The sequence below is a fragment of the Pseudomonas sp. NPDC087346 genome (assembly GCF_044744235.1).
Classification (GTDB): domain Bacteria; phylum Pseudomonadota; class Gammaproteobacteria; order Pseudomonadales; family Pseudomonadaceae; genus Aquipseudomonas.
Genome location: NZ_JBIUXX010000005.1, coordinates 181064 through 195240, shown reverse-complemented (window position 1 = coordinate 195240; position 14177 = coordinate 181064). Strand labels below are relative to the sequence as shown.

The following is a 14177-nucleotide window of genomic DNA, read 5'->3' as shown; positions in this document are numbered from 1 at the left end:
ACGACACAGAGATAAATATTCTTCGTGCCCGGGCCGATGATTCTTGTAGGACAAGATTTCTTCTACCGAAGAATGACTGCCAGCTCACTACAAGAAATTCACAAGATCGAGCGTAGAAGCCATGACCCAAGCGTATGAACCGCTGCGCCTGCACGTCCCTGAACCCTCGGGCCGTCCCGGCTGCAAAACCGACTTCTCCTACCTGCATCTGACCGATGCCGGCACGGTGCGCAAACCCCCAATCGACGTAGAACCCGCCGAGACCGCCGACCTGGCCAGAGGCCTGATTCGTGTGCTCGACGACCAGGGCAACGCCCTCGGTCCGTGGGCTGAAAACGTCTCGGTCGAGATCCTCCGCAAGGGCATGCGCGCCATGCTCAAGACGCGGATCTACGACAACCGGATGGTCGTCGCCCAGCGTCAGAAAAAAATGTCGTTCTACATGCAAAGCCTTGGCGAAGAAGCCATCGGCAGTGCACAGGCTCTGGCCTTGAACATCGACGACATGTGCTTCCCGACCTACCGCCAGCAAAGCATCCTGATGGCTCGCGACGTGCCGCTGGTCGATCTAATCTGCCAACTATTGTCCAACGAGCGTGATCCGCTCAAGGGCCGTCAGTTGCCGATCATGTACTCGGTCAAGGACGCCGGTTTCTTCACCATTTCCGGCAACCTCGCCACTCAGTTCATCCAGGCCGTTGGCTGGGCGATGGCTTCGGCGATCAAGGGCGACACCAAAATCGCTTCGGCGTGGATCGGTGACGGCGCCACCGCCGAATCGGACTTCCACACCGCCCTGACCTTCGCCCACGTTTACCGTGCGCCGGTGATTCTCAACGTGGTCAACAATCAGTGGGCAATCTCGACCTTCCAGGCAATTGCCGGTGGTGAAGCGACTACCTTCGCCGGACGCGGCGTCGGTTGCGGCATCGCTTCGCTGCGGGTCGATGGCAACGATTTCTACGCTGTTTATGCAGCGTCTGCCTGGGCCGCCGAACGTGCGCGCCGCAACCTTGGCCCGACCATGATCGAATGGGTCACCTACCGCGCCGGCCCGCACTCGACCTCTGACGATCCGTCGAAATACCGTCCTGCCGATGACTGGAGCCACTTCCCGCTCGGCGACCCGATTGCCCGTCTGAAACAGCACCTGATCAAGATCGGCCACTGGTCGGAAGAAGAGCACGCCGCTGTCAGCGCCGAACTCGAAGCCCAAGTGATCGCCGCGCAAAAAGAAGCCGAACAGTACGGCACCCTCGCCGGCGGCCAGATTCCAAGCGCTGCGACCATGTTCGAAGACGTCTACAAAGAGATGCCGGAGCACTTGAAGCGCCAGCGTCAGCAGTTGGGGATCTGACATGAACGATCACAACAACCAAATCCAGCTGGAAACCGCCATGACCACGACCACCATGACCATGATCCAGGCCCTGCGCTCGGCCATGGACGTGATGCTTGAACGCGATGACAACGTGGTCGTCTTCGGCCAGGACGTCGGCTACTTCGGCGGCGTGTTCCGTTGCACCGAAGGTTTGCAGAACAAGTACGGCACCTCCCGAGTGTTCGACGCGCCGATCTCCGAGAGCGGTATCGTCGGCGCCGCCGTGGGCATGGGCGCTTATGGCCTGCGTCCGGTGGCCGAGATTCAGTTCGCCGACTACGTCTACCCGGCGTCCGACCAGATCATCTCCGAAGCAGCGCGCCTGCGTTATCGCTCGGCTGGCGAGTTCACCGCGCCGATGACCCTGCGCATGCCTTGCGGCGGCGGCATCTACGGCGGCCAGACTCACAGCCAGAGCATCGAGGCGATGTTCACTCAGGTCTGCGGTCTGCGCACCGTCATGCCATCCAACCCGTACGACGCCAAAGGCCTGCTGATCGCCTCCATCGAGAACGATGACCCGGTGATCTTCCTTGAGCCAAAACGCCTGTACAACGGCCCGTTCGACGGCCACCACGACCGCCCGGTAACCCCGTGGTCGAAACACCCTGCCGCACAAGTGCCGGACGGTTATTACACCGTGCCGCTGGACGTCGCCGCGATCACCCGTCCGGGCAAGGACGTGACCGTGCTGACTTACGGCACCACCGTGTACGTCTCGCAAGTCGCAGCCGAAGAAAGCGGTGTTGACGCTGAAGTCATCGACCTGCGCAGCCTGTGGCCGCTGGACCTGGAAACCATCGTCAAATCGGTGAAGAAAACCGGTCGCTGCGTGGTTGTCCACGAAGCCACCCGCACCTGCGGTTTCGGCGCCGAACTGGTGTCGCTGGTGCAAGAGCATTGCTTCCATCACCTGGAAGCGCCGATCGAACGCGTCACTGGTTGGGACACCCCCTACCCGCACGCGCAAGAGTGGGCGTATTTCCCTGGGCCGTCCCGAGTGGGCGCGGCGCTGAAACGGGTCATGGAGGTCTGAATGGGCACGCACGTTATCAAGATGCCGGACATCGGCGAAGGCATCGCAGAAGTAGAACTGTCGCAGTGGCACGTCAAGGTCGGCGATCTGGTGGTTGAAGATCAGGTGCTGGCAGACGTGATGACCGACAAGGCGATGGTCGATATTCCGTCGCCGGTACACGGCAAGGTGATTGCGCTCGGCGGTCAGCCGGGTGAAGTGATGGCGGTCGGCAGTGTGCTGATCAGCATTGAAGTTGAAGGTGCGGGCAATCTGAAAGAGTCGGCTGCGCCTGCTCCCGTGAAAGAGCCTGTTGCGACGAAAGCCGAAGCTGTCGTGGAGAGTAAACCCGCTGCCGCAGCGCCGCGTCCGGCGGCTGTTTGCCAAGGCCCGATGGTCGCCCGCGAGGCCGATGAACGTCCGCTGGCCTCCCCGGCCGTGCGTAAACACGCGCTGGATCTGGGTATTCAATTGCGTCTGGTACGCGGTTCCGGCCCGGCCGGTCGCGTGCTGCATGACGACCTAGACGCCTATCTGGCGCAAGGTCAGTCAAACGCCTCGGCTCCGGTCGCGGCGGCTTACGCCCAGCGTAACGATGAAGAACAGATTCAAGTGATCGGCATGCGCCGCAAGATCGCCCAGCGCATGCAGGACGCCACTCAGCGTGCCGCGCACTTCAGTTATGTCGAAGAAATCGACGTCACTGCAATCGAAGAACTGCGCGCTCACCTGAATGAAAAACACGGTGCCAGCCGTGGCAAGTTGACCTTGCTGCCATTCCTCGTGCGCGCACTGGTCGTCGCCCTGCGCGACTTCCCGCAGATAAACGCCCGTTACGACGACGAAGCCCAGGTCATCACTCGCCTCGGCGCAGTTCATGTCGGCGTCGCCACACAAAGCGACATTGGTCTGATGGTGCCAGTGGTGCGTCACGCCGAAGCGCGCAGCCTGTGGGACAGCGCCAGCGAAATCTCGCGATTGGCCAACGCCGCACGCAATGGCAAGGCCAGCCGCGATGAACTGTCCGGCTCGACTATCACCCTGACCAGCCTCGGCGCCCTCGGCGGCATCGTCAGCACTCCAGTGCTGAACCTGCCGGAAGTAGCGATCGTCGGCGTGAACAAAATCGTCGAACGGCCAATGGTCGTCAAAGGCCAGGTGGTGATTCGCAAGATGATGAACCTCTCCAGTTCCTTCGATCACCGCGTGGTCGATGGCATGGACGCGGCACTCTTCATCCAGGCCATTCGCGGCTTGCTCGAACAACCCGCCACCCTGTTTGTGGAGTGATGGCATGCAAACTTTGAACACCACGCTGCTGATCATTGGCGGCGGCCCCGGCGGCTATATAACGGCGATCCGTGCCGGGCAACTGGGTATTTCGACGATTCTGGTCGAGGGCGAGTCCCTCGGCGGTACGTGCCTGAACATCGGCTGCATTCCGTCGAAAGCGCTGATCCACGTCGCCGAGCAGTTTCATCAGACGCAACACCACAGTCAGCATTCGGCGCTGGGTATCAGCGTTGCGGCGCCGACCCTCGACATCAGCAAGAGCGTCGAGTGGAAGGACGGCATCGTTGATCGCCTGACTACCGGCGTTGCCGCGCTGCTGAAAAAGAACAAAGTCCAGGTCATTCAAGGCTGGGCCAAAGTCATCGACGGCAAGACTGTCGATGTCGGCGACACGCGTATCCAGTGCGAGCATCTGGTGCTGGCCACCGGTTCGAAAAGCGTCAACTTGCCGATCTTGCCGATTGGCGGGCCGATCATCTCGTCCACCGAAGCGCTGACGCCGAAATCCGTGCCAAAACGCCTGATCGTGGTCGGTGGTGGTTACATCGGTCTGGAACTGGGCATTGCTTACCGCAAGCTCGGCGCCGAGGTCAGCGTGGTCGAGGCGCAGGATCGCATCCTGCCCGCCTACGACGCCGAACTGACGCAACCGGTGCACGACGCGCTAAAGCAATTGGGCGTGAAGTTGTATTTGAAGCACAGCGTGCTGGGTTTCGACGGCACCTTGCAGGTTCGCGATCCAAATGGCGACACCCTGAATCTGGAGACCGATCAGGTGCTGGTCGCCGTCGGTCGCAAGCCAAACACTCAGGGCTGGAACCTCGAAGCGTTGAATCTTGAGATGAACGGTTCAGCGATCAAGATCGACAGCCGCTGCCAGACCAGCATGCGCAACGTTTACGCCATCGGCGACTTGAGCGGCGAACCGATGCTGGCTCACCGGGCCATGGCTCAGGGCGAGATGGTCGCCGAACTGATCAGCGGCAAATCCCGCGAATTCAATCCGACGGCCATTGCCGCCGTGTGCTTCACCGACCCGGAACTGGTGGTGGTCGGCAAGACGCCGGACGAAGCCAAGACTGCTGGTCTGGACTGCATCGTCTCAAGCTTCCCGTTTGCGGCCAATGGCCGGGCGATGACCCTGGAGTCGAAAACCGGCTTCGTGCGGGTGGTCGCTCGTCGGGACAATCATCTGATTGTCGGTTGGCAGGCTGTGGGGGTCGGGGTTTCCGAGCTGTCGACTGCGTTTGCGCAAAGCCTGGAAATGGGCGCGCGGCTGGAAGATATCGGCGGCACCATCCACGCGCATCCGACCTTGGGTGAAGCGGTGCAGGAAGCGGCGTTGCGTGCCTTGGGGCATGCGTTGCACCTGTAGGCCTCATCGCATGCGTTCCCCTGTGGGAGCTAGCCTGCTAGCGATTTCTTGAGGGCACCGGAATTATCTGTCTGTCATCCGATAGTCCGGGCTGCGAAACCGCTCAAGAATGAAGTATTGTTGTGCCCATCCAAAAAACGTCAGAAGCCTTGAACCGTTTCGACGGTTGTTCAGTGATAGAGGGTGTCATGGGTAACGAGAGCATCAATTGGGACAAGCTGGGTTTTGACTACATCAAGACCGATAAACGCTATCTGTCGTACTTTCGCGATGGCGAGTGGGACAAAGGCACCCTGACCGAAGACAACGTGCTGCACATCAGCGAAGGCTCGACTGCCCTTCACTATGGTCAGCAGTGCTTCGAAGGCATGAAGGCCTATCGTTGCAAGGACGGCTCGATCAACCTGTTCCGCCCGGACCAGAACGCCCTGCGTATGCAACGCAGCTGCGCGCGTCTGCTGATGCCGACAGTCGACACCGAGCAGTTCATCGAAGCCTGTAAAGAAGTGGTTCGTGCCAACGAACGCTTCATTCCGCCGTACGGCACCGGCGGCGCGCTGTACCTGCGTCCGTTCGTGATCGGCGTGGGTGACAACATCGGCGTGCGTACTGCGCCGGAGTTCATCTTCTCGATCTTCTGCATCCCGGTCGGCGCCTATTTCAAGGGCGGCCTGACCCCGCACAACTTCCAGATCTCCAGCTACGACCGCGCAGCCCCACAAGGCACCGGCGCAGCCAAGGTCGGCGGCAACTACGCCGCCAGCCTGATGCCGGGTTCGAAAGCGAAGAAAGCCAACTTCGCCGACGCAATCTATCTGGACCCGATGACCCACACCAAAATCGAAGAAGTCGGTTCGGCCAACTTCTTCGGGATCACCCACGACAACAAGTTCGTGACCCCGAGCTCGCCATCGGTTCTGCCAGGCATCACCCGCCTGTCGCTGATCGAACTGGCCAAATCGCGTCTGGGCCTGGAAGTGGTTGAAGGCGACGTGCTGATCGACAAGCTGTCGGACTTCAAAGAAGCCGGCGCTTGCGGTACCGCTGCGGTGATCACGCCGATTGGTGGCATCAGCTACAACGACCATCTGCATGTGTTCCATAGCGAAACCGAAGTGGGTCCTGTTACTCAGAAGCTCTACAAAGAGCTGACTGGCGTACAGACCGGCGACGTTGAAGCGCCAGCGGGCTGGATCGTCAAGGTTTGATCTGACGGCCAGACGTAAAAAAGCCCCCATCGAGCAATCGCTGGGGGCTTTTTCATGGCTGCAGTTTCTGTAGCCACTCCACAAATAGGTTTGTGTGCTCCGACGCCTGCGGCGCAACGCCGTAGTAATAACGTGGCAACGGCATGCGTAAATCCGGCAGCGGGCAGATCAGCCGACCACTCGACAAATGTGTGCCGAGCAACGTGCTCGGACACAACGCAATGCCCTCGCCCTCTACCGCGGCGTCAAGCACCCGGTGCATGTAATCAAACTGCCGGATAACCTGCGTGGTGCTCTGGTTCTGTCCAAAGTGCCTGGCCCAGTGGTGCCAGTCTTCGCGACGAGCCCTGACGGTCAACAGTGTATGAGCGCTCAGACCCGCAAGATCGGCCAGCGGCATTTGCTCAATCAACGCCGGAGCCGCGACCAACACCAACTCGTCTTCGAACAGCGCGTGCGCCTCAAGCGTCGGCGCCCAGTCGTCACGCCCGCGACGGATGACGATATCGAAGTCATCTCTGGCCGGGTCTGGCGATTGGGTCTGAGTAATCACCTGCGTGTCGATCTGCGGATACTGCGCCGAGAAGTCCGCGAGCCTTGGCGTCAGCCACAACAAAGCGAAGGACGGCCGGACATTGATTTTCAGCGTTGGCCGCGCAGCCTGCTGCTTGGCTTCGGCAGCAGCATCGGCGATCTGCGCCAAACCGGCGCTGACCTGCTGGTAAAAACGCTCGCCGGCCGGGGTCAGCAAGGACTGGCGGATTCGTCGTTCGAATAACAGAACACCCAAGTGCTCTACCAGCAGTTTTACGTGGCGGCTGACGGCACTGTGACTGACATGCAGCTCTTCGGCCGCCAGACTAAAGCTCTGATGACGAGCAGCCACGGCGAAGGCACGAACAGCATTGAGCGGAGGCAATGGATTTTTCATGCGTCTAATTTAGTCACCTATGCGTTGCATTTAAAGCGTTTGTCACACCTTTGTCGTCACGCCAATCTGCCTCCACACAGACATGCGATTCGACGGAGCAACACCATGCACAGCTACGGACTCTTTGTACTGTTCGCCGCCCTGACAATTCTGAGCCCCGGCCCGGGAGTAGCGCTGACGCTGTCCAACGCCGTGCGCCTGGGCTGGACCGGAGCGTTGCCGGGGATTTTCGGGATCGCTTCGGGCGCTCTGGTAGTGGCGGCCCTCAGCGCCACCAGTGTCGGCCTGATCCTCAGCGCCTCGGCGACTGCCTTTACCGTACTGAAATATGCCGGAGCGGCTTATCTGTTGTATCTGGGCTTCAAGAGCTGGCGCTCGGATCGTTCGAGTGCCCTGCAAAAAGTTCGTCCTTCACGCCCGGGCTATCGGTTTCTGGAGGGTGCGTCACTGCAGTTTCTCAACCCCAAGGCCATCTTCTTTTTTCTGGCGGTGTTCCCACAGTTCATCGACACCTCGCAGTAGTTTTATCCGCAGTTTTTCAAACTGGTGGCGTCTTATGCGCTGTTGGTGATTCTGGTGCACGGCAGCTACGCCCTGCTGGCCAATGCTGCCAAAGGCTGGCTGTCGAGTCCGAAAGGCGCTTGGCTGGTGGCGAAAATCTCGGGCGTGACCTTCACCGGTTTTGGTCTGCTGATGGCATCGGCCAGTCGTTGAGCGGGCGGACTTCTCGCTGTCCGCCATCGACCTGTTTCAGGGTGATTCGCTTGCCCACCCGCCCGCCGATCCCGCTGGCCTGACCGTTTTGTTGCTTGCCGGTGCGTGCCTGAGTAATCAGGCCGGGAATCAACTCGCCTTCTGGCAGGTTCTTCCAGAAGCGCACCGGAAAATGCCCTTGCATGACTTTCGGATTCAACCGCGCCGGGTTGAAGATGTGGCTGTAATAGGTCAGCCACAGGTCGCCATGCGGGTCGTCGACGTTCTGCGCCAGCTGCTGCCATTCCACCGGGCATTGGCGCTGATGGATCAACTGTTCGCCATCGTAATAAACCCCGTCACGTGGCGTCGCGATCAACCAACGGTGGCGGCCCATGCGTCCGATGAAATGCTCGCTGGCACTCTGCAGAATGTCGTGGGCCGGCTCGTGCCACGCCACGTATTGAGGACCCGGCAGATCCTGCGGCCGTTCGATGAAACGCACGAACGCGTGCAAATGATGAGCTTCACGCTGCACTTGCTTGATTCGTCGCTGCAACTCACTGCCGAGTTTGTCGCCCGCCATCATTGCGGTGCGATCACCGTGACTGACTCGCCATAACACTTCGTAAAGCAGACTCCAGCGCTGATCGCCGCGATAACGTGCGGCTTGTTCCAGCGTATCGATCAGCGCGCGCGGGATGCGTGCCATAAACGGCCCTTGCCCCTCAGGCACAGCCACGTCACTGGCGAACAGATCACCGACACCTTCCGACGCCCAACTCACCAGACTCGGATCAATTTCATGACTGAGCAGCCAGCGCGCCTGTTGCCGCCAGGTGTCGAACAGATCATCACAGTCAAGATTGATCATCCCCACAGCCCCATCTGTTGCGGCGCGGGCCGGTCGCGCAATTGCTGATAGAGCGAATGACTGGTGACTTCCGCCTGCTGGGGGTGGTAGTCGCTGGTGATGAAAAAGGGCTTGGCCTTGGCCAGCACGCAGCGCATGCGCGCCAGGTCTTCGTAACGAATTCGCCGTTGCCGGCGCAGTTCCACCAGACGTTCTGTGGTGCGCAGGCCGATGCCGGGAATACGGGCAATCAACGAGGCTTCGGCGCGGTTCAGATCAAGTGGGAACACCTCGCGATTTTGCAACGCCCACGCCAGTTTCGGATCGATATCCAGCGCCAGATTGCCCGGCCCCTTGAGCAACTCCCCAGCGCTGTAGCCGTAGCTGCGCAGGAGAAAATCCGCCTGATACAAGCGATGCTCGCGCATTAGAGGCGGCGCGGCCAGCGGTACACTTTTCGGGCTGTCGGGGATCGGGCTGAACGCCGAGTAATAGACCCGACGCAGGCGGAAATTGCCGTACAAGGCCTGCGCGCCATGCAGGATTGTGCTGTCGTCGGTGTCATCGGCGCCGACGATCATCTGGGTACTCTGCCCGGCCGGCGCGAACTTAGGCGCCCGAGGCTCGTTGAGCACGGTTTGCTCGCCGGTATAGATGGTTTGCATAGCCTGTTTGATCGAGCCGATCTGCTTCTCCGGAGCGAGGATCTGCAAACTGGCATCGGTCGGCAGTTCGATATTGACGCTCAAGCGGTCGGCATAGCGCCCAGCCTCTGCGATCAGTGCCGGATCGGCCTCGGGAATAGTCTTTAGATGGATGTAACCGCGAAACTCGTGCTCTTCGCGCAGCAGCTTCGCCACGCGCACCAGTTGCTCCATGGTGTAGTCCGCCGAGCGGATGATCCCCGAACTGAGAAACAGCCCGCTGACGCAGTTGCGCCGGTAGAAATCCATGGTCAGCGCCACGACTTCCTCGGGCGTGAAGCGCGCACGCGGCACGTCGCTTGAGCGACGGTTGACGCAGTATTGGCAATCGTAAAGGCAGAAATTGGTCAGCAGAATCTTCAGCAAAGAAACGCAGCGCCCGTCCGGCGTATAGCTGTGACAAATGCCCATGCCATTGGTCGAACCCAGCCCGTTCTTGCCTTCGGAGCTGCGTTTGGGCGCCCCGCTGCTGGCGCAGGAGGCGTCGTACTTGGCGGCGTCGGCGAGGATGCTGAGCTTGTCGATGATTTGCATGGCGGCGGCTCGATACTGGTTATGCGTACAGTATCGAGTCTATTGGATTGGCACAAGGTGCAAAGCGTGATCAAGATATCGCAGCGTTTAAAACGGGTACGCGATCTCCTGTGGGAGCTGCGGTACGCTGCGATCTTTTGACCTTATCTTCAATCGGCAACTCCACCCCAAACCGCTTCCCGAATTCCTTGCGCCCCAGCACTGTCAACGCCAACGCCCGACTGTCCAGATCCTGCGTCACCCACTTGCGCTTCAACGCGGTTTGCAGCAACGCCGCCCCCAGCGAACCGCCCAGATGTGGCCGACGCATGCTCCAGTCCAGGCACGGGCAGGCAAACTTGCGGCGCAATGTATTCAAGTCCTGCACCTCGATGCCCAACCCAGCGAACAATGCTTCGCCGCTGTCGCTCAAGCGATAGGCCTGCTCATCGGTCTCGATCAGCCACCCCGCCTCGATCAAGCGGTCGTGCAGCAGAACCGCCAACGTGCCAGCCATGTGGTCGTAGCAAGTGCGGGCAAATTGCAGACGATCCGGCGTGTGCGGTTTGAAGGTCGGCGCAGCGTTCTGGCCGATCACCATCAACGCCTCCAACGCTTGCGCGACTCGCTGGTCGGCGAGGCTGTAGTAACGATGGCGGCCCTGTACATGCAGGCGCACCAAGGCCAGATCCTTGAGTTTGGCCAAGTGCGCGCTGGCGGTGGAGGCGCTAACCTCGGCGATGGCCGCGAGCTCGGTGCTGGTGCGAGCGTGGCCGTCCATCAGCGAGCAGAGGATTTTGGTGCGCGCCGGTTCGGCGATGGCGGCGGCCACCTGTGAGACGCCGATGTCTTGGTGTTCTGCGTGCATATTTCGCTCCCGGACGAATCGTCGCCGCTACGGACTGGAGATAGTAGCAACACTTTCCCCATCGACAAGGCTGCCGACCATGGACCCGATCATCGCTGCGACTCACACTGATCCTTATCCTTATTACGCCGAGCTGCGGGCTCAGGGCGGATTGGTGTTTCACCCGGGGCTGAAAATGTGGGTCGCCAGCAGCGCCCGGGCTGTCCGCGAAGTATTGGCGCATGCTGATTGCCGAGTGCGTCCGGCGCAGGAACCGGTGCCCAAAGCGATTGCTTCAGGCATGGCCGGCGAAGTGTTTGGCCAGTTGATGCGGATGAATGACGGCGAACGTCAGCGCTGCCCGCGCTCGGCGATTGAGCCGTCGCTTGCGATGGTTGATCTGGATGAAGTTCGCGCTTTAGTGGCGGCGCGGCTGATCACGGCAGATGCTGACGGCTTATATAAGGCAATGTTTCGCGGCCCGGTCTGCGTGGTTGCGGCGCTGCTTGGCTTCAACCCGGCGCAGGCTCGAGCGATCCGTGAGCTGACGGCGGATTTCGTCGCGTGCCTGTCGCCGTTGAGCAATGACCTGCAATTGGCTACGGCGCACTTGGCGGCGGAACGGCTGCGCGGATATTTCATCGAGTTGCTGGCGGAATCGAATAGCGGTTTGCTTTCCGGTATTACGCAGCGATTTGAAGGCGATCAGGAAACCTTGATCGCTAATCTGATCGGACTTTGCTCGCAGACCTATGAAGCCACTGCCGGGTTGATCGGCAATGCATTGTTGGCGTTGCGGGCTCAGCCAGAGTTGCGCGGTGAATCGATTGAATCGTTGTTGGCCGAGGTGCAGCGGTTTGATCCGTCGGTGCAGAACACTCGGCGTTTTGTCGCGCAGAGTTGTGATATCGATGGCGTGCGGGTCGAGGCTGGCGCAGTGATTCTGGTGCTGTTGGCTTCGGCCAATCGTGATCCGGCGCTGAATGAGGCGCCTGAGCGGTTTCTGCTGGATCGACCGAATCGGCGCAGTTTCAGTTTTGGTGGCGGGCGGCATCAGTGTCCGGGGCAGGTGTTGGCGATGGGGATTGCGAGCGCCACTGTCGGAGAAATCCTCGACCACGGTGTGAATCTGGAGCGGCTGGCCTGGCGCTATCGGCCTTCTCTGAATGGGCGTATTCCACTGTTCAGCTTCATTAGTGACTGATAGTCAGCCATCGCGGGCAAGCCACGCTCCCACAAGTTCTGGAGTGCCCGCACCTTTTGCAATCGACATAAAAACCTGTGGGAGCGTGGCTTGCCCGCGATGGGGCCCGGAAAAACGCAGCATCATTTTGCCTCCACCCAAGAGGCTACAGCGCCTTGTGCTTTTGCCTACAAACAAGCCAGAATCCGCCGGCTTGTGCGGTTTGGGGGGTGCCGGTAACTTGGTTCGGGTCACTGAATGTTCAGTGATCGGGTTTAGTCGCTCGGTGGTCTTACAAATCGTAAAGCGTCCATCTAGTCAGGTAATTCACATTCCTGCACTGAATGGTGGCTGTGCGCAGGGCGCTTTCGGGCGCGCCGGATATTGTGAGACCACCGGTCGACTAACCTGCGCATAGCTGCCTCCCATCGTTTAGTCGCGACTGGTTGGCAGCCTCAATATAAGGTCTCAAAAATGTTCAAAATTACACCAAATCCACCCGAATCAGACGCACCCACCGATTCCGATCCCACGTCGCCCTACTCCACCCTCGACCCCACAAAACTCAACGACGCCGCCGAACGCGCCCTCGACCACTACCTCAAACCGACCACCCCACAGCCACCGCGCAAACCCAGCGGCATGTTCGTCGTAGCCCCGCAAATAGACAACGAATCCTTGCTGGCCCACGCCTGCGAATCCATGGCCTCGGCCAGCATCATGCTCAGCGACTTCGCCGCCCTGCTCGACACGCCCTACCGCCACACCCTGCTCGGCATCCAGCAAGTCGTCATGCTCGGCGAACTCGCCGTAAACCGCGCCCTCGACAACCTCGAACCGCCAACCAGAAACTGACCCGAACCCCTGTGGCGAGGGAGCTTGCTCCCGCTCGGCTGCGAAGCAGTCGCAACCCGACCGATGCCGATTTGCCTGACATAACCGGGCGAATGGTTTTGGGGTCGCTACGCAACCCAGCGGGAGCAAGCTCCCTCGCCACAGGGGAAGGTGCCTGGATGGTGGTGATCATTTGGCTCAACCGGCGCGGTCCGCTCTGGCGAAATAAACAGGAGGCTATGAATGTTTTTATGGATTAGCGGTTTCTTGAAAGGTGACGACGAAGACGACGCCTTAAAATATGAACTTACGGTCAAGCCTGAGTTTGAGCCTGCAGTGTTGGCAGTAATGAGTTGGCAAGGGCTTGAAGCCAGTCCGGACGGAGAATGGCTGCTGACAGGTGATCAAGCTCGAAAAATCGCCTTAGCGGTTAACGAAAAGCTACCTACAGAACTCGATCTTTTTATCGGTGTTAGGGGTTAGCCTCTCCAGTGAGCCTCACCTATCAAGATCCATCAATAAGCCACGATACGGCCATACGACTTCTGGCCAGCGAATTGGATGCAGATGTCATCTCAGCACTGACTTCCATCGGCCTGAATGAAACCGACAGAAACTGGGCTCAAGACATTTGCCTCCAACACCTCACCGCCCAAACCGAAGCAATTGTGGCTTCTGCCGTTACGGCGTTTGGCCACATCGCTCGGCGACATGGCGAACTGGACACTGATGTGGTCTTGCCGGCACTCGAGTCGGTGAAGAGGAAATACCCTTCTCTGCAAGGAATCATTGAGGACACACTTGACGATATCGATGCATTCACCTGACTTGCCTAACACTCAGATGCCAAACACTTGGATGAGGCCCGCCCCTCATCCAGCACCATCAAAACCCGCGGGCCTCAATCCTCCCGCGCCAAAACTTCCAACAACTCAATCTCAAACACCAGATTCGAATTCGGCGGAATCTTGCCCATCGTCCGTTCGCCATACCCCAGGTGCGCCGGCACCAGCAGTTTGCGTTTGCCGCCCACCTGCATGCCCATAAGGCCCTGATCCCAGCCCTTTATCACGCGGCCCGTGCCGATCACGCATTGAAAGGGTTTGCCCCGACCCCAGGAAGAATCGAACTCGGTGCCATCCTCCAGCCATCCAGTGTATTGAGCGGTGATCAGCGCGCCTTTGACGGCGGCTTTGCCGTCGCCCATCTGAAGTTCGATTACTTGCAGTTCATCATTCATGACATTCACTCTATTGTTCAGTGGCCCAGAGGCTCGATGGCCGCCGTTTTCCCAGAATTGCCAGGGATTGGCAACAAAAAAGCGAAGATCGGCGCTGTATCCGAACA

General features: G+C 59.7%; 14 protein-coding genes and 1 pseudogene. 10 read left to right on the top strand and 5 right to left on the bottom strand.

Annotated elements, in window-relative coordinates; all coding sequences use genetic code 11:
* The first annotated feature begins 121 nt into the window (after positions 1-121).
* The 5 genes from ACIOZM_RS05510 (at position 122) to ACIOZM_RS05490 (ending at position 6272) form a co-directional block, all read left to right on the top strand.
* The gene (locus tag ACIOZM_RS05510; protein WP_401210409.1) at positions 122-1357 is read left to right on the top strand and encodes a 3-methyl-2-oxobutanoate dehydrogenase (2-methylpropanoyl-transferring) subunit alpha; all 1236 of its coding nucleotides are present in this window, start codon (positions 122-124) and stop codon (positions 1355-1357) included.
* A 1-nt stretch (position 1358) separates the two neighbouring features.
* A complete protein-coding gene (locus ACIOZM_RS05505) occupies positions 1359-2417 on the top strand; it encodes an alpha-ketoacid dehydrogenase subunit beta (protein ID WP_401210407.1) in 1059 nt (352 codons plus the stop codon).
* Positions 2418-3686, top strand: a complete 1269-nt coding sequence (locus ACIOZM_RS05500) for a dihydrolipoamide acetyltransferase family protein (protein ID WP_401210404.1) — start codon at positions 2418-2420, stop codon at positions 3684-3686.
* A 4-nt stretch (positions 3687-3690) separates the two neighbouring features.
* Positions 3691-5064, top strand: coding sequence for a dihydrolipoyl dehydrogenase (gene lpdA / locus ACIOZM_RS05495; protein WP_401210402.1), 1374 nt, complete (start codon positions 3691-3693; stop codon positions 5062-5064).
* Between the two features lie 188 nt (positions 5065-5252).
* Entirely contained in the window at positions 5253-6272 is a 1020-nt protein-coding gene (locus ACIOZM_RS05490) for a branched-chain amino acid aminotransferase (RefSeq protein WP_401210399.1), read from the top strand.
* A gap of 52 nt (positions 6273-6324) precedes the next feature.
* On the opposite strand, the gene ACIOZM_RS05485 is transcribed toward ACIOZM_RS05490, so the two are convergent.
* The gene (locus ACIOZM_RS05485; RefSeq protein WP_401210395.1) at positions 6325-7203 is read right to left on the bottom strand and encodes a LysR substrate-binding domain-containing protein; all 879 of its coding nucleotides are present in this window, start codon (positions 7201-7203) and stop codon (positions 6325-6327) included.
* Positions 7204-7308: 105 nt separating this feature from the next.
* On the opposite strand from ACIOZM_RS05485, the pseudogene ACIOZM_RS05480 reads away from it, so the two are divergent.
* Positions 7309-7917: pseudogene (locus tag ACIOZM_RS05480) on the top strand (LysE family translocator).
* Here the strand turns inward: ACIOZM_RS05480 and ACIOZM_RS05475 are convergent.
* The 3 genes from ACIOZM_RS05475 to ACIOZM_RS05465 all read right to left on the bottom strand — a co-directional run bounded on the left by ACIOZM_RS05475 (position 7877) and on the right by ACIOZM_RS05465 (position 10834).
* Entirely contained in the window at positions 7877-8770 is an 894-nt protein-coding gene (locus ACIOZM_RS05475) for a TIGR03915 family putative DNA repair protein (RefSeq protein WP_401210392.1), read from the bottom strand. The pseudogene ACIOZM_RS05480 and the gene ACIOZM_RS05475 sit on opposite strands and share 41 nt — an antisense overlap.
* Entirely contained in the window at positions 8767-9987 is a 1221-nt protein-coding gene (locus ACIOZM_RS05470; RefSeq protein ID WP_401210389.1) for a putative DNA modification/repair radical SAM protein, read from the bottom strand. Before ACIOZM_RS05470 ends, ACIOZM_RS05475 begins: the two co-directional genes overlap by 4 nt.
* A gap of 70 nt (positions 9988-10057) precedes the next feature.
* Positions 10058-10834: an ArsR/SmtB family transcription factor gene (locus ACIOZM_RS05465; protein WP_401210386.1), complete on the bottom strand. Its 777-nt coding sequence runs from the start codon at positions 10832-10834 to the stop codon at positions 10058-10060.
* 79 nt (positions 10835-10913) lie between these two features.
* Between ACIOZM_RS05465 and ACIOZM_RS05460 the strand changes: the two genes are divergently transcribed.
* The 4 genes from ACIOZM_RS05460 to ACIOZM_RS05445 all read left to right on the top strand — a co-directional run bounded on the left by ACIOZM_RS05460 (position 10914) and on the right by ACIOZM_RS05445 (position 13657).
* Positions 10914-12017, top strand: a complete 1104-nt coding sequence (locus ACIOZM_RS05460; RefSeq protein WP_401210383.1) for a cytochrome P450 — start codon at positions 10914-10916, stop codon at positions 12015-12017.
* Positions 12018-12470: 453 nt separating this feature from the next.
* On the top strand, positions 12471-12851 hold the full coding sequence (locus tag ACIOZM_RS05455; RefSeq protein ID WP_401210380.1) for a DUF6124 family protein: 381 nt from the start codon (positions 12471-12473) through the stop codon (positions 12849-12851).
* Positions 12852-13073: 222 nt separating this feature from the next.
* Complete coding sequence (locus tag ACIOZM_RS05450; protein ID WP_401210377.1) at positions 13074-13313, top strand: pyocin S6 family toxin immunity protein; 240 nt, start codon at positions 13074-13076, stop codon at positions 13311-13313.
* Positions 13314-13321: 8 nt separating this feature from the next.
* Positions 13322-13657 (top strand): hypothetical protein, encoded by a 336-nt coding sequence (locus ACIOZM_RS05445; protein WP_401210375.1) that lies wholly within the window; start codon positions 13322-13324, stop codon positions 13655-13657.
* Positions 13658-13731: 74 nt separating this feature from the next.
* Here ACIOZM_RS05445 and ACIOZM_RS05440 read toward each other — a convergent pair whose 3' ends face one another.
* Complete coding sequence (locus tag ACIOZM_RS05440) at positions 13732-14070, bottom strand: FKBP-type peptidyl-prolyl cis-trans isomerase (RefSeq protein WP_401210373.1); 339 nt, start codon at positions 14068-14070, stop codon at positions 13732-13734.
* Positions 14071-14177: the final 107 nt, after the last annotated feature.

Coding starts and splice junctions, on each gene's coding strand:
- ACIOZM_RS05500 (WP_401210404.1), top strand. CDS start 2,418: ATGGGCACGCACGTTATCAAGATGCCGGACATCGGCGAAGGCATCGCA.
- ACIOZM_RS05450 (WP_401210377.1), top strand. CDS start 13,074: ATGTTTTTATGGATTAGCGGTTTCTTGAAAGGTGACGACGAAGACGAC.
- ACIOZM_RS05470 (WP_401210389.1), bottom strand. CDS start 9,987: ATGCAAATCATCGACAAGCTCAGCATCCTCGCCGACGCCGCCAAGTAC.
- ACIOZM_RS05490 (WP_401210399.1), top strand. CDS start 5,253: ATGGGTAACGAGAGCATCAATTGGGACAAGCTGGGTTTTGACTACATC.
- ACIOZM_RS05455 (WP_401210380.1), top strand. CDS start 12,471: ATGTTCAAAATTACACCAAATCCACCCGAATCAGACGCACCCACCGAT.
- ACIOZM_RS05485 (WP_401210395.1), bottom strand. CDS start 7,203: ATGAAAAATCCATTGCCTCCGCTCAATGCTGTTCGTGCCTTCGCCGTG.
- lpdA (WP_401210402.1), top strand. CDS start 3,691: ATGCAAACTTTGAACACCACGCTGCTGATCATTGGCGGCGGCCCCGGC.
- ACIOZM_RS05475 (WP_401210392.1), bottom strand. CDS start 8,770: ATGATCAATCTTGACTGTGATGATCTGTTCGACACCTGGCGGCAACAG.
- ACIOZM_RS05440 (WP_401210373.1), bottom strand. CDS start 14,070: ATGAATGATGAACTGCAAGTAATCGAACTTCAGATGGGCGACGGCAAA.
- ACIOZM_RS05465 (WP_401210386.1), bottom strand. CDS start 10,834: ATGCACGCAGAACACCAAGACATCGGCGTCTCACAGGTGGCCGCCGCC.
- ACIOZM_RS05460 (WP_401210383.1), top strand. CDS start 10,914: ATGGACCCGATCATCGCTGCGACTCACACTGATCCTTATCCTTATTAC.
- ACIOZM_RS05505 (WP_401210407.1), top strand. CDS start 1,359: ATGAACGATCACAACAACCAAATCCAGCTGGAAACCGCCATGACCACG.
- ACIOZM_RS05510 (WP_401210409.1), top strand. CDS start 122: ATGACCCAAGCGTATGAACCGCTGCGCCTGCACGTCCCTGAACCCTCG.